15 protein-coding genes are annotated in these 12,693 nt (G+C 71.9%); 6 read left to right on the forward strand and 9 right to left on the reverse strand.

Annotated features, from left to right (window positions below; genetic code table 11):
* Positions 1–52: 52 nt before the first annotated feature.
* Positions 53–595 (forward strand): type 1 glutamine amidotransferase domain-containing protein, encoded by a 543-nt coding sequence (locus ACH45E_RS22995; protein ID WP_361439260.1) that lies wholly within the window; start codon positions 53–55, stop codon positions 593–595.
* Positions 595–2,700 carry a catalase gene (locus ACH45E_RS23000; protein ID WP_361439262.1) on the forward strand — a complete coding sequence of 702 codons (2,106 nt, stop codon included), beginning with the start codon at positions 595–597 and terminating at the stop codon, positions 2,698–2,700. Before ACH45E_RS22995 ends, ACH45E_RS23000 begins: the two co-directional genes overlap by 1 nt.
* A 52-nt stretch (positions 2,701–2,752) precedes the next feature.
* On the opposite strand, the gene ACH45E_RS23005 is transcribed toward ACH45E_RS23000, so the two are convergent.
* Positions 2,753–3,040 carry a DUF6158 family protein gene (locus ACH45E_RS23005; protein WP_361439264.1) on the reverse strand — a complete coding sequence of 96 codons (288 nt, stop codon included), beginning with the start codon at positions 3,038–3,040 and terminating at the stop codon, positions 2,753–2,755.
* Positions 3,041–3,097: 57 nt separating this feature from the next.
* On the opposite strand from ACH45E_RS23005, the gene ACH45E_RS23010 reads away from it, so the two are divergent.
* The gene (locus tag ACH45E_RS23010) at positions 3,098–4,213 is read left to right on the forward strand and encodes a Vms1/Ankzf1 family peptidyl-tRNA hydrolase (protein ID WP_361439266.1); all 1,116 of its coding nucleotides are present in this window, start codon (positions 3,098–3,100) and stop codon (positions 4,211–4,213) included.
* Between the two features lie 15 nt (positions 4,214–4,228).
* Here ACH45E_RS23010 and ACH45E_RS23015 read toward each other — a convergent pair whose 3' ends face one another.
* Both ACH45E_RS23015 and ACH45E_RS23020 read right to left on the reverse strand, forming a co-directional pair.
* Positions 4,229–5,848 (reverse strand): ATP-binding cassette domain-containing protein, encoded by a 1,620-nt coding sequence (locus ACH45E_RS23015; protein ID WP_361439268.1) that lies wholly within the window; start codon positions 5,846–5,848, stop codon positions 4,229–4,231.
* Positions 5,849–5,890: 42 nt separating this feature from the next.
* Positions 5,891–6,547 (reverse strand): histidine phosphatase family protein, encoded by a 657-nt coding sequence (locus ACH45E_RS23020; RefSeq protein ID WP_361439270.1) that lies wholly within the window; start codon positions 6,545–6,547, stop codon positions 5,891–5,893.
* Positions 6,548–6,628: 81 nt separating this feature from the next.
* Between ACH45E_RS23020 and ACH45E_RS23025 the strand changes: the two genes are divergently transcribed.
* The 3 genes from ACH45E_RS23025 to ACH45E_RS23035 all read left to right on the forward strand — a co-directional run bounded on the left by ACH45E_RS23025 (position 6,629) and on the right by ACH45E_RS23035 (position 9,247).
* Positions 6,629–8,122: a phosphatase PAP2 family protein gene (locus ACH45E_RS23025; RefSeq protein ID WP_361439272.1), complete on the forward strand. Its 1,494-nt coding sequence runs from the start codon at positions 6,629–6,631 to the stop codon at positions 8,120–8,122.
* Positions 8,123–8,212: 90 nt separating this feature from the next.
* Positions 8,213–9,028: a class I SAM-dependent methyltransferase gene (locus ACH45E_RS23030; RefSeq protein ID WP_361439274.1), complete on the forward strand. Its 816-nt coding sequence runs from the start codon at positions 8,213–8,215 to the stop codon at positions 9,026–9,028.
* A gap of 48 nt (positions 9,029–9,076) precedes the next feature.
* On the forward strand, positions 9,077–9,247 hold the full coding sequence (locus ACH45E_RS23035) for a hydrophobic protein (RefSeq protein ID WP_132850155.1): 171 nt from the start codon (positions 9,077–9,079) through the stop codon (positions 9,245–9,247).
* Between the two features lie 19 nt (positions 9,248–9,266).
* On the opposite strand, the gene ACH45E_RS23040 is transcribed toward ACH45E_RS23035, so the two are convergent.
* The 6 genes from ACH45E_RS23040 to ACH45E_RS23065 are packed head-to-tail and all read right to left on the reverse strand — an operon-like array spanning position 9,267 to position 12,693.
* Positions 9,267–9,560 carry a gas vesicle protein K gene (locus ACH45E_RS23040; protein ID WP_361439276.1) on the reverse strand — a complete coding sequence of 98 codons (294 nt, stop codon included), beginning with the start codon at positions 9,558–9,560 and terminating at the stop codon, positions 9,267–9,269.
* Complete coding sequence (locus ACH45E_RS23045; RefSeq protein WP_361439278.1) at positions 9,557–9,745, reverse strand: gas vesicle protein; 189 nt, start codon at positions 9,743–9,745, stop codon at positions 9,557–9,559. The genes ACH45E_RS23040 and ACH45E_RS23045 overlap by 4 nt, the downstream gene beginning before the upstream one ends.
* Positions 9,742–10,530, reverse strand: a complete 789-nt coding sequence (locus tag ACH45E_RS23050; protein ID WP_361439280.1) for a GvpL/GvpF family gas vesicle protein — start codon at positions 10,528–10,530, stop codon at positions 9,742–9,744. The genes ACH45E_RS23045 and ACH45E_RS23050 overlap by 4 nt, the downstream gene beginning before the upstream one ends.
* Positions 10,527–10,889: a gas vesicle protein gene (locus ACH45E_RS23055; RefSeq protein ID WP_361439282.1), complete on the reverse strand. Its 363-nt coding sequence runs from the start codon at positions 10,887–10,889 to the stop codon at positions 10,527–10,529. Before ACH45E_RS23055 ends, ACH45E_RS23050 begins: the two co-directional genes overlap by 4 nt.
* The gene (locus ACH45E_RS23060) at positions 10,886–12,043 is read right to left on the reverse strand and encodes an SRPBCC family protein (RefSeq protein ID WP_361439284.1); all 1,158 of its coding nucleotides are present in this window, start codon (positions 12,041–12,043) and stop codon (positions 10,886–10,888) included. The genes ACH45E_RS23055 and ACH45E_RS23060 overlap by 4 nt, the downstream gene beginning before the upstream one ends.
* Positions 12,040–12,693, reverse strand: coding sequence for a DNA primase (locus ACH45E_RS23065; RefSeq protein WP_361439285.1), 654 nt, complete (start codon positions 12,691–12,693; stop codon positions 12,040–12,042). The genes ACH45E_RS23060 and ACH45E_RS23065 overlap by 4 nt, the downstream gene beginning before the upstream one ends.

Genomic DNA, 12,693 nt, shown 5'->3' on the forward strand with positions numbered 1-12,693 from the left:
GACGTCGCAATACGGAGACGTTGCAATTGCGTATACGGAAAGGAGGCCGGCCATGCGTATCGCGTTCCTGGTGGCTCCCGAGGGGGTCGAGCAGGTCGAGCTGACCGAGCCGTGGAAGGCGGCTTCGGAGGCCGGGCACGAGCCGGTGCTGGTGTCGACGAAGTCCGGGAAGATTCAGGCATTCAACCATCTGGACAAGGGGGACACGTTCCCCGTGGACGAGGTGGTCGGCGAGGCGTCGGCCGGCTCGTTCGGGGCGCTCGTCCTGCCCGGCGGGGTGGCCAACCCGGACTTCCTCAGGATGGACGAGAAGGCCGTCGCGTTCGTGAAGGACTTCTTCGACCAGCGCCGTCCGGTCGCCGCGATCTGCCACGCCCCGTGGACGCTGGTCGAGGCGGATGTCGTACGGGGCCGGACGCTGACCTCGTGGCCGAGCCTGCGGACCGACATCCGCAACGCGGGCGGCACCTGGGTGGACGAGCAGGTGAAGATCTGCGACGCCGGCTCCAACCAGCTGATCACCAGCCGCAAGCCGGACGACCTGAAGGCGTTCTGCGACGCGTTCCTGCATGTGTTCGCCGGGGAGGCCGGCTGATGGGCACTCCCTCCGACGGCAAACAGCGGCAGCGCGAGGCGTATCACGCCGAGGATCCGGCATCGGGCCCGCTCACCACCGACCAGGGCGTCGACGTCGACCACACCGACGACTCGCTGACGGTCGGCGAGCGCGGGCCGACGTTGATGGAGGACTTCCACTTCCGGGAGAAGCTCACCCACTTCGACCATGAGCGGATCCCGGAACGGGTGGTGCACGCGCGCGGTGCGGGCGCGTACGGGTTCTTCGAACCGTACGAGTCCTGTGCCGAGTTCACACGGGCCGCGTTCCTTCAGGACCCGTCCGTGCGAACGCCGGTGTTCGTGCGGTTCTCCACCGTGCAGGGCCCGAAGGGGTCGGCGGACACGGTGCGGGACGTGCGGGGCTTCGCCACGAAGTTCTATACGTCCGAGGGCAATTACGACCTGGTGGGGAACAACTTCCCGGTCTTCTTCATCCAGGACGGCATCAAGTTCCCGGACTTCGTGCACGCGGTGAAGCCGGAGCCGCACAACGACATCCCCACGGGCGCGTCGGCGCACGACACCCTGTGGGACTTCGTGTCGCTGCAGCCGGAGACGCTGCACGCGATCATGTGGCTGATGTCGGACCGGGCGATCCCGCGCAGCTACCGGATGATGCAGGGCTTCGGCGTGCACACCTTCCGGTTCGTCGACGCCGAGGGGCGCGGGACGTTCGTGAAGTTCCACTGGAAGCCGAAGCTGGGCGCGCATTCCCTGGTGTGGGACGAGGCGCAGGAGTGCCAGGGCCGCGATCCGGACTTCAACCGGCGGGACCTGTGGCTCGCGATCGAGGCGGGCGAGTGCCCGGAGTGGGAGCTGGGCGTCCAACTGGTGCCGGAGGAGGACGAGTTCGCGTTCGACTTCGACCTGCTGGACGCGACGAAGGTCATTCCGGAGGAGCAGGTGCCGGTCCGGCCGATCGGCCGGATGGTGCTGGACCGCAACCCGGAGAACTTCTTCGCGGAGACCGAGCAGGTCGCCTTCCACACGGCGAACGTGGTGCCCGGCATCGACTTCACCAACGACCCGCTGCTCCAGGCGAGGAACTTCTCCTACCTGGACACACAGCTGATCCGGCTGGGCGGCCCCAACTTCACGCAGATCCCGGTGAACCGGCCGGTGGCGCCGGTGCGCACCAACCACCGCGACGGCTACCACCAGGGCGCGATCCACCGGGGCACGAACTACTTCCCGAACTCCCTCGGCGGCGGCTGCCCCGCGCACGCCGGGGCCGGCGGGTCGGCGTTCACGCACTACGCCGAGCGGGTGGACGGTGCGACGATCCGCCGGCGCAGCCCCAGTTTCCAGGACCACTGGAGTCAGGCCGCGCTGTTCTGGCACAGCATGTCCGACTGGGAGAAGCAGCACATCGTCGCCGCGTTCCGGTTCGAGCTGGGCAAGGTCGACGCGCGCGCGGTGCGGGCGCGGACGGTCGAGCAGCTGGCCAGGGTGGACGGCGATCTGGCGGCGCAGGTGGCGCGCGGTATCGGGTTGCCCGAGCCGTCGGCCGAGGGCGCGGCGCAGGTCAAGCAGGTCTCGCCCGCGCTGAGCCTGGAGTCGCTGCGGGGCGACGGTTCGATCCGGACCCGGCAGATCGCCGTGCTGGTCGCCGACGGTGTGGACGCCGTGCAGCTGGCGTCGGTACGGGAGGCGCTGGTGGCCGAGGGGGCGAACGTGGAGGCGCTGGCGGCGACGGAGGAACCGGTGACGGGGGCGGACGGTCGATCGTATACAGTCGACCGCTCATTGCCTACGGTCGCCTCCGTCCTGTATGACGCCGTGCTGCTGCCCGGCGGGCCCACCGGCACCCCCGCGGTCACCGGCGACCCGGACGCGATGCGTTTCGTCCGTTCCGCGTACCGGCACGGCAAGCCCATCGGCGCGCTCGGGTCGGGCGTCGGGATCCTGTCGGCGCTCGAGCCGGAGGGCCTGAGGGTGTCGACGGAGTTCCACCACATGATCAGCGACCGGGGCGTGGTCACGGACACCGCTCCCGGGGCCGCGCACACGGACTTCGTCCGGGCGTTCGTGGCCTCGATCGCGGCCCACCGGCACTGGGGGCGGCCTCCGCTGCGCTGCTGAGCGCCGGCCGGCACCGATCCTCTTGGGGCTCCCCGCGCGGGGAGCCCCTTCTTCAGGTGCCGGCACCGTCGGGCGTCGCCGTCTGAGCGCAGCCGCGTTCCCGGGCGCCCTCCCGGGTGCGGCCCGCGGCGACCAGACGGCGCGGATTGCGGCGCAGGTACTCGCCCTCGAGCTGGGCCATGCGTTCGTTGTGGGCCCGCAGCGCGTCGTTCGAGCCGTACAGCAGGGTGTCGTGGCGCGTGCGGTGGATCGTCTCCAGCTCCTTCATGAGCTGTTGGTCGTCCAGGCGGCTGGGGTCGACTCCGGTCATCGTGATGTCCCGCTCGTCGTGTTCGTTCATGCGGTACGGGTACCCGCCCGGGACGCAGTACCCCCGAGCGGCATCCGGGAGGGAGCCATGGATCTCGCGTTTCTCAATCCACTCTACGAACAGTCCGGCCCTTGGGCCTCCGTGTACGTCGACACTTCCCGGCATACGGAGGACACGCCGCACCAGTTGCACCTGACCGCCCAGGCGATGGGGCGCGAGCTGGGGGAGCAGGGTTCGGACGACGCCACGTGCCGGGCGGTGGAGGAGGCGATCGAAGCGCTGGGCCACTCCCCCGACCAGCATGGCAGGGCCCTGTTCGCGCGGCACGGCGAAGTGGCCCTCGACCCGGTCCTGGCGCACACCCCGCCGGGCGACCGTGCGGTGTGGGCGCCGCTGCCTCGGGTGGCCCCGCTGCTGGACCTGGCCGGTGAGGACCCGCTGGCGATCGTGTCGTACATCGACCGCCGCGGCGCCGACTTCGAACTGCGCAGCGCGCTGGGCCGGCGGAAGGCGGGTGCGGTCGTGGGCCGGCAGCATCCGATCCACCGCACGTCCAGCGCCGACTGGTCGGAGCGGCACTTCCAGCTGAAGGTGGAGAACACCTGGGAGCACAACGCGGCGGAGATCGCCGACGCGCTCGCCGTCTGCCAGGACGAGACCGGGGCGGACCTGCTGATCCTGGTCGGTGACGAGCGGGAGCGGCGCGAGGTGCACGAGCGGCTGCCGAAGCGTCTGCACGGGCGCGTGGTGGAGTCCGCGCACGGCACCGGCTCGAGGCTGCTGGACGACGAGGTGGAGCAGGTGCGCGTCGACCATGTGCACCACCGGATCGAGGCGGAGCTCGACCGGTTCCGTGCCGCGCGCGCCCCGGACGGCCAGGGCCGCGTCGGCGCCGCCGAGGGGGTGCCCGAGCTGGTGGAGGCCGCCCGGGAGCACCGTCTGGAGGAGCTGCTGATCAGGCCGGACGGGCCCGACGCCCACCGCGAGGTGTGGATCGGCGAGGACCCCGACCAGCTGGCGGTGCGCCGTACCGAGCTGCAGATCCTCGGCGAGCAGAACTCGTGGTCCGCGCGCGCCGACGACGCGCTGCTGCGCTCCGCCGTGACGACGGACGCCGCCGCGCTGTCCCTGGCGGCGGTGCTGGAGGGCACGGGGGACGACACCCCGGCGGGCGGCCTGGGCACGCTGCTGCGCTGGAAGTGACAGCGGCGAGCGCGGCTACCGGGCCCGCTCCACCCTGCGCTCGTCCCACACCGGCTCGGGCGTCTCGCGGACCCGGCCGTCGCTGCCGAAGACCAGATAACGGTCGAAGGAACGGGCGAACCAGCGGTCGTGGGTGACCGCGAGGACGGTGCCGTCGAAGGCCTCCAGGCCCTCCTGGAGGGCTTCGGCGGACTCCAGGTCCAGGTTGTCGGTCGGCTCGTCCAGGAGCAGCGCGGTGACGCCGGCCAGTTCCAGCAGGAGGATCTGGAAGCGGGCCTGCTGGCCGCCGGAGAGCCGGTCGAAGGACTGCTCGGCCTGCTGGGTGAGCTCGTAGCGGCGCAGCCGGGACATGGCCGCGCCCCGGTCCTGGGAGTGTTCCTTCCACAGGATGTCGAGCAGGGTGCGGCCTTCCAGCTCCGGGTGGGCGTGCGTCTGCGCAAAGTGCCCGGGCACGACCCGCGCCCCCAGCTTCCACTGGCCCGTGTGGGCGACGTCGCCGCCGGCCAGCAGGCGCAGGAAGTGCGACTTGCCCGAGCCGTTGGAGCCGAGGACGGCGACCCGTTCGCCGTAGAAGACCTCCAGGTCGAACGGTTTCATCAGACCGGTCAGTTCGAGGCCTTCGCAGGTGACGGCCCGGACGCCGGTGCGGCCGCCCTTCAGGCGCATACGGATGTCCTGCTCGCGCGGCGGCTCGGGCGGCGGCCCGGCCTCCTCGAACTTGCGCAGCCTGGTCTGCGCCGCCTGGTAGCGGGAGGCCAGCTCGTGGCTGATGGAGGCCGCCTGGCGGAGGTTGAGGACGAGCTTCTTCAGCTGGGCGTGCTTCTCGTCCCAGCGGCGGCGCAGTTCCTCGAAGCGGGCGAAGCGTTCGCGGCGGGCCTCGTGGTAGGTGCCGAAGCCACCGCCGTGCACCCAGGCGTCGGCGCCGGCCGGGCCGGGCTCCACGGACACGATCTTCTCGGCGGCGCGGGCGAGCAGTTCACGGTCGTGGGAGACGAACAGGACCGTCTTGCGGGTCTCCTTCAGCCGTTCTTCCAGCCAGCGCTTGCCGGGCACGTCCAGGTAGTTGTCCGGCTCGTCCAGCAGCAGCACCTCGTCGGTGCCGCGCAGCAGCGCCTCGAGGACCAGCCGCTTCTGCTCGCCGCCGGAGAGGGTCCGCACCTGCCGCCACTGCGCCCGCTCGTAGGGGATGCCGAGCGCGGCCGTGGTGCACATGTCCCACAGCGTCTCCGCCTCGTACCCGCGTGCTTCGGCCCAGTCGGCGAGGGCTTGGGCGTAGGCCAGCTGGGCGGCCTCGTCGTCGACGGTCATCACGGCGTGCTCGGCCTTGTCGACGGCCCGCGCGGCCTGCCGGATGCGGGGCGGTGCGACGGAGACGAGCAGGTCGCGCACGGTCGTCTCGTCCCGTACGGAGCCCACGAACTGGCGCATCACGCCCAGGCCGCCGCTGACGGTGACGGTGCCGCCGTGCGGTTTCAGCTCGCCGGAGATCAGCCGGAGCAGGGTGGTCTTGCCGGCGCCGTTGGGGCCGACCAGGGCGACGGCGGCGCCTTCGCCGACCCGGAAGGACACGTCCCCCAGCAGGGTCCTCCCGTCGGGGAGGTGGTATTCGAGGTGCGCGGCTTCCAGGTGTCCCATGACCAGGCATTCTGCGGTGCGCCCGCGACCTGGGGCAAACGCTTATCCGGCCGCGTCGACGGGCTGCCCGGCCGGTCCGCTCTCCCCCGCCGGGGCGACGACCGTGCCCTGCCAGGTCAGTGCCTTCCAGCCGTCGGACGGGGAGCCCTCCAGCACCACCACGCCGGTGTTGTCCAGCGGGCGGGCGGCGGCGAAGGGCACGTCCACGTTGTCCGCGCGGGCGGCGGTCCACATGCGGATGGCCGCGCCGTGGCTGACCAGGGCGACGGTGCCGGCGCCGCTGTCCGCGGCCTCGGCGACGACGGCGTCGTACCGGGCCAGCGCCTCGGTGCCGCTCTCCCCGCCCGGTATGCGCGGCGCGGTGTCCCCGGCCGCCCACGCGAACACCGTGCGCATGTACAGCTCGCCCCGCGGGGAGTGGCCGGGCAGCATCTCCAGGTCGCCCGCCGACACCTCGCGGATGCCGTCGCGGACGATCACCTCCAGGCCGCGGGCGGCGGCCAGCGGGGTGGCCGTGAGCCGGGTGCGGACGAGGGTGGAGGCGTAGACGGCCCCGATGTCCTCGCCCGCGAGGGCCTCGGGGAGGGCGGCGGCCTGCCGCTCGCCGAGCTCGGTCAGCCCCGGGCCGGGTACGGCGGTGTCCAGCAGGAAATCGACGTTGGTCGGGGTCTGGCCGTGCCGGATGAGGAGCAGGCGCATGCAGGGGTCCTTCCGCGTCGGGCGGTCTCGGGCGCACCGTGGGCCGACAAGAAACGGCCACTTCAGGGTATCCGGACCCACATGAGCCCAGACGTCGACCTCACCGTCCCCCTGCCCGGCAGGCACGTCCTGCGTGACAAGCTGCTCGGCCTGGACTGCCGGCTGTTCGAGGTGGCCGCCGAGCGGCACTGGCCCGGCGCCGAGCGGGTGCTGCCGCGGCTGAGCCGCGGTGCCAACCACGGAGTGCTGTGGTTCGCGACCGCCGCCGCCATGGCCGCCGTCCGCACCCCGCGCGCCCGCCGGGCCGCCGTCCGGGGCCTGGCCTCGCTGAGCCTGGCCTCCCTGACCGTCAACACCCTAGGCAAGCGCTCGGTGCGCCGGCCGCGGCCGGTACTGGACCCGGTGCCGCTGGTGCGACAGCTGAAGCGGCAGCCGATCACCACGTCCTTCCCGTCGGGTCACTCCGCGTCGGCGGCCGCGTTCGCCACCGGGGTGGCGCTGGAGTCGCCGGGCTGGGGTGCGGTGGTGGCGCCGGTGGCGTTCTCCGTCGCCATGTCCCGCGTCTACACCGGTGCGCACTTCCCGAGCGACGTCCTCGCGGGCGCCGCTCTCGGCGCGGGCGCCGCGTACGCCGTCCGTGGCCTGGTGCCGACCCGGGCGCAGAGCAGCCCGCCGGCCCGGCCCCGGACCGAGGCGCCGGCGCTGGAATCGGGCGACGGTCTGGTGGTCGTCGCCAACAGCGGCTCAGGCACCGCCGACCGGGCCCGCGCGCTGCGGGACGCCCTGCCCATGGCGGAGGTAGTGGAGTGCGAGCCGGGCGAGGTGCCGGCCGAGCTGGAGAAGGCGGCCGCGCGGGCCCGGGTGCTCGGGGTGTGCGGCGGCGACGGCACGGTGAACGCGGCCGCCGGGGTCGCCCTCAGGCACGGTCTGCCGCTCGCGGTGCTGCCGGGCGGCACGCTCAACCACTTCGCCTACGACCTCGGTGTGGAGGACGTACGGGACCTCGCCGGGGCCGTCCGGCAGGGCGAGGCGGTGCGGGTGGACATCGGCCGGTTCCGCGCCCGCGACCGCGAGGGCGTCTTCCTCAACACCCTCAGCCTGGGCGTGTACCCGGAGCTGGTGCGCGAGCGGGAGCGCTGGTCGGGCCGGATCGGCGGCTGGTCGGCCGGAGTGCTCGGGGCGCTGCGCGTGCTGCGTGCCGACCGGCACCCGCTGGCGGTGGAGGTCGGCGGCGAGACCCGGCCGCTGTGGCTGCTGTTCGTCGGCAACGGCGTCTACCACCGCAGGGGCCTGGCGCCCGGCCGCCGTGCCGACCTGGCGGACGGGCTGCTGGACGTCCGGGTGGTGCACGGCAGCCGCAGGCCCGCGCTGCGTCTGCTCGCCGCCGCCGCGGCGGGTCCGCTGACCCGCTCCCCGGCGCATGCGGCGGTGCAGGTGGGCCGGCTGCGGCTGGCCGGGGTGGAGCCCGGCACGCCGCTGGCGTACGACGGCGAGGTCACCGAGGTGTCGGGCGAGGTGACGCTGGAGAAGCTGCCCGAGGCGCTGACGGTGTACCGCCCGCTGCCCCAGAACTAACGCCCCGTTAGTCCATATTTCAAAACGTGTATCTCACATTGCGGCATGCGGGCGTACGGTGACGTCACCGACGACACAGGGGGTACAGCGATGCCGAAGCCGCAGGAGACCGCCGTATACACGCACGGACACCACGAGTCGGTGCTGCGCTCGCACACCTGGCGGACCGCCGCCAACTCCGCGGCGTACCTGCTTGGTTCGATCAAGCCGCACATGCGGATCCTGGACATCGGCTGCGGCCCGGGGACCATCACCGCCGACCTGGCGGCGCTGGTCCCCGACGGGCACGTCACCGGCGTCGACCACGCGCCGGGCGTCCTGGAGCAGGCCCGGGCCACGGCCGCCGGGCGGGGCCTCGCGAACGTCGACTTCGCGGTCGCCGACGTGCACGCCCTGGACCACCCGGACGACACCTTCTGCGTCGTGCACGCCCATCAGGTGCTGCAGCACGTCGGTGACCCGGTGCAGGCGCTGCGCGAGATGCGCCGGGTCACGAAGCCCGGCGGCTTCATCGCCGTCCGCGACTCGGACTACTCGGCGATGACCTGGTACCCGGCGGTGCCCGGCCTGGACGACTGGCTCGCGCTGTACCGGCGGGTGGCCCGGGCGAACGGCGGCGAGCCGGACGCCGGGCGCCGGCTGAAGTCGTGGGCGCTGGCCGCCGGGCTCACCGACATCACGGCCACCTCCGCCACCTGGACCTTCGCCACGGCCGAGGAGCGGGCCTGGTGGAGCGGGCTGTGGGCGGACCGTACCGTCGCCTCCTCCTACGCCGGCCGCGCCATCGAGGGCGGGCACGCGACCGCCGAGCAGCTCACGGCGGTGGCACGGGCGTGGCGGGAGTGGGGCGAGCGGGAGGACGGCTGGTTCGCCGTCCTGCACGGAGAGATTCTGTGCCGGAAATGAGCGTGATTCCTGTGTTCCGGGAAACCCGGAACACAGGAGGTTCACATCATGGTTCCCATCCTGCTGGTACTGCTTCTGGTGCTCATTCTCTTCGGCGCCGGATTCGCGGTGAAGTTGCTCTGGTGGATCGCCCTGGCAGTTCTCGTCGTATGGCTGCTGGGTTTCCTGTTCCGCGGAACGGCGGCGAGTGGCGGCAGGGGCCGCTGGTACAGGTGGTGAACTGACCCCGGGGGTGCCGTCATTCCCGGGGCAGCAGAGGTCCGAGCGGCCCGAGGTCCAGGTTCAGGTCCTCGGGCCGCAGCCCGTAACGGTCGCGCAGCTCGGCCATCCGGTCCTCCAGGAGCATCAGGGTGAGCCCGATCCGCTCCTCCTGCTCCTCGGTCAGGTCGCCCACGTCGAAGCGGCGCAGCGCCTGCCGCTCCATCAGCTGCCGCAGCAGCTCCACGACGGTCAGGACGAGTTTCACCAGGTCGCGCTCGACGGTGTCGGGCTCGAGGTCCAGATGGTTGCGGGGTCGGCGCGGGGTCGTCATGACAGCTCCTCGAACGGTGACGGCACCTGCGCGTTCACCGAGCTGATCAGCGCGTTCAGGTCGATGCGGACGAGATCGACGTCCGCGATGCGCAGGGTGACGTCGCCCGTGATCACCACCCCGCCGGCGAGCAGCCGGTCCAGCAGGTCCACCAGGGCGACCTCGCGGCGTTCTATGACGGTCACGCGCCTTCCCCACCCTCTTCCGGCACCTCGGCCGGGTTGTCGCCGGTGAAGGAGTAGGGAGCCCAGGGGCCGGTGAGTTCCACACGCAGCCCGGGTGTCTCGTCCTTCGCACTGTCCACGATTTCCACGAATTCCTCGGAATCCGCACGCTGCACGAGATAGGCCGCGTTGAGTACGTTCCGCCCCGAGGCCCCGGAAAGGGCGGGATTCTGCGGGGCGTGCAGACGGGAATCCTCCGCCCATTCGGAAAGGGCACTGTGCAGGTGTTCCGCGAACGATTCCGCTTTCTGCCACATGTCCTCGTGCGACCGGGTCTGCGCGCGTCGCTGCCGCAGATAGTCACGGCCCGACGCGGGTTTGGCCGCGGGCTGTTCCACCTGGGCCGGCGCGGGGTCGGCGTACACCTTCACCCCCCATTCCACCCGGCCCTCCAGCCGGTCCAGGGTGCGCAGGAACTCCGCCTCCCGGGCCTCCATCATCGTCCGCACCCCGCTGTCGTCCCGGAAGACGGTGGCCAGGCGCAGCGGCAGCGGGGTGGTGACGGTGGTGAGCGCGTCGATCACGCCCTGATGGGCGCGAGCGGTCGCGGTCAGCCAGTCCATGTCCTCCAGGCGGGCACGCAGGGCGCCCTCGGCGAAGTCGGCCTCGGGGACGGTACTGACGACCGCGACCAGTCCGTGGTGGTGCAGCAGCGCGGGCGGAGCGCCCCCGATGCCCGTCAACTGGGCCTGGAGCGGCGCGCCGAGAGGGCGGCAGACGGCGTACACGTACCGCAGTCCGGTCATGATTCCTCCCTGTGTGCGCGGCGGGGCTTGCGCTCGGGCCCGGGCTCCAGCTCCAGTTCCTCCAGACGCGCCAGCCGTTCGCGCAACTCGGCGTTCTCACGGCCGAGTTCGTCGCGGCGGGCGCGGGAGGACAGGGCGGGGTCGGTCTCCCACCAGTCGATGCCCATCTCCTTCGCCTTGTCGACGGAGCAGACGATGAGCCGCAGTTTCACGGTGAGCAGTTCGATGTCGAGCAGGTTGATCTTGATGTCGCCCGCGATGACGACACCCTTGTCGAGCACGCGCTCAAGGATGTCGGCGAGGTTGGCGCCCCCGCCCTGGCCGGAATAGGGCTCGGGGAGCCGGCGGGGCGTCGTCATCGGCGGCTCCCGCCCGCCGCGTACTCGGGCTCCTCTTCTTCTTCCTCTTCAGCCTCTGCGCCTTCTTCCTCGCCTTCCTCGTACTCGCCCTCGGGCTCGTACTCGCCCTCCTCCTCGGCCTCGTACGGCTCCTCTTCCTCGCCCTCCTCGGCCTCGTAGGGCTCCTCTTCCTCGCCCTCCTCGGCTTCCTCGCCCTCCTCGGCCTCGTACGGCTCCTCGGGCTCCTCCGCAGACTCCTCCTCGGCCTCGGACTCCTCCTCGGCCACGGCGTCCTCGTGGCTGCGCACGACCTCGCCGTCGCGGATCTCGCCGCGCCAGCTGTCCTCCGCCTCGCCCTTGAAGGTGATGTAGCGGTCGAAGTTCTTGAAGTCGAGGCGCACCCGGCGGCCCGCGGCCCGCCAGATGTTCGCGGTCTTCTCGAAGAAGCCGCTGGGGTAGTACTCCATGACCAGCAGGATCCGGGTGAGGTTGTCGTCGAGCCGGTGGAAGGTGACGACGCCCTTGTTGGTGCCCTTGGCACCTTCCGACGTCCACTGGATCTTGTAGTCGGGGATCTGCTCGACCGTGTGGGCCTTCCAGCTGCGGCTGGACCACCAGATCTTGCCCTGCCAGTCGGAGTTCGTGTCGTCCGCACGGCTCGCGCTCTTCACGCCCTTGGCGAAGGTGCCGAAGTCCTGGTACTGGGTCCACTGGTCGTAGGCGGTGCGCACCGGCACGCCGACGTCCATGGACTCGACGATGACGATCGGCTTGTTGCCGCTGCCCTTGCGCTTGCCCTTGCCACCGCCGAACAGGCCCTTCACCTTGCCCATGACGTTCTCCTTGATTCTGGAGCCGCCGAGCTCCAGCGCCGAGCGCAGCGGGCCCTTGCCCTCGGCGAGCTTGCGCCCGCCTTCGAGGGCCAGCTTGGCGAACCCCGGGCTGTTGCCCTCGGCGATGTCGTTGAGCTTCACCGTGGTCTCGCCGAGCTTGCGGCCGACTCCGGTCAGCATGCGCTGGGCCTGAGCCGCCAGATATTCCTGGACCTCCGCCTTGAGGCGGTCGGCGGCCTCGCTGTGGGCCAGGTCGGTCAGGGGATTGTCCTTCGCCGCGCCGGTGGCGCCGCCCGCCGCCTTGCCCGCCGCGGACGTCGCCGATCCGAGGGTCTCGGTCATTCTTCGTCGCCACCCTTCGACTGCCGGGGCCGGGTGGCACCGCCGGCCGCGGCCGTCTTCTTCGCGGCCGTCTTCCGGGCCGCGCCCTGGGTCTTCTTCGCCGTCTTCTTGGCGGGCGCCGTCCTGGCCGGAGCCTTCTTCGCCGCCGCCTTCTTCGCGGGGGCCGCCTTCTTGGCCGGCGCCTTCCCGGCCGCCCGCTTCCTGGGCGCCGGGGCCTCGTCCTCGGCCTCCGCTTCCGCGTCCTCCTGCCGGTCCTCCGGCTCCTCGCGCTCCTCCGGCTCCTCGTGCGCCTGCTCGGCGTCCCCGGAGTCCTCGGCCCCGGTGTCGGGCACCACGCCCGACAGCCGGTCGCGCACCTGGGCCGTGCGGCCGTGCAGCCGGTCGGCGAGGGCGTTCATCTGCCGCTCGGCCATCGCGCCCGACGCGGCCTTGCCGACGCCCCGCAGGTCCCCGCGCAGCTGGTCGCCGATCTCCTTGAACTGCGGGTTGTCCCGCAGCTGCTGGTTCACCAGGTCCGCGAGCGCCTTCGGGCCGAGGTTCAGCTTCTTGCCTGCCACGAGGGAGCCGACCGCGAGGGCCATCTTCATCTTCTTGGTACGTCCGAGGACGTATCCGGCCCCTATCGCGAGGCCCAGTGCCGTTCGGTTCAT

The organism is Streptomyces sp. NPDC020299, from assembly GCF_044387825.1.
Lineage (GTDB): Bacteria > Actinomycetota > Actinomycetes > Streptomycetales > Streptomycetaceae > Streptomyces.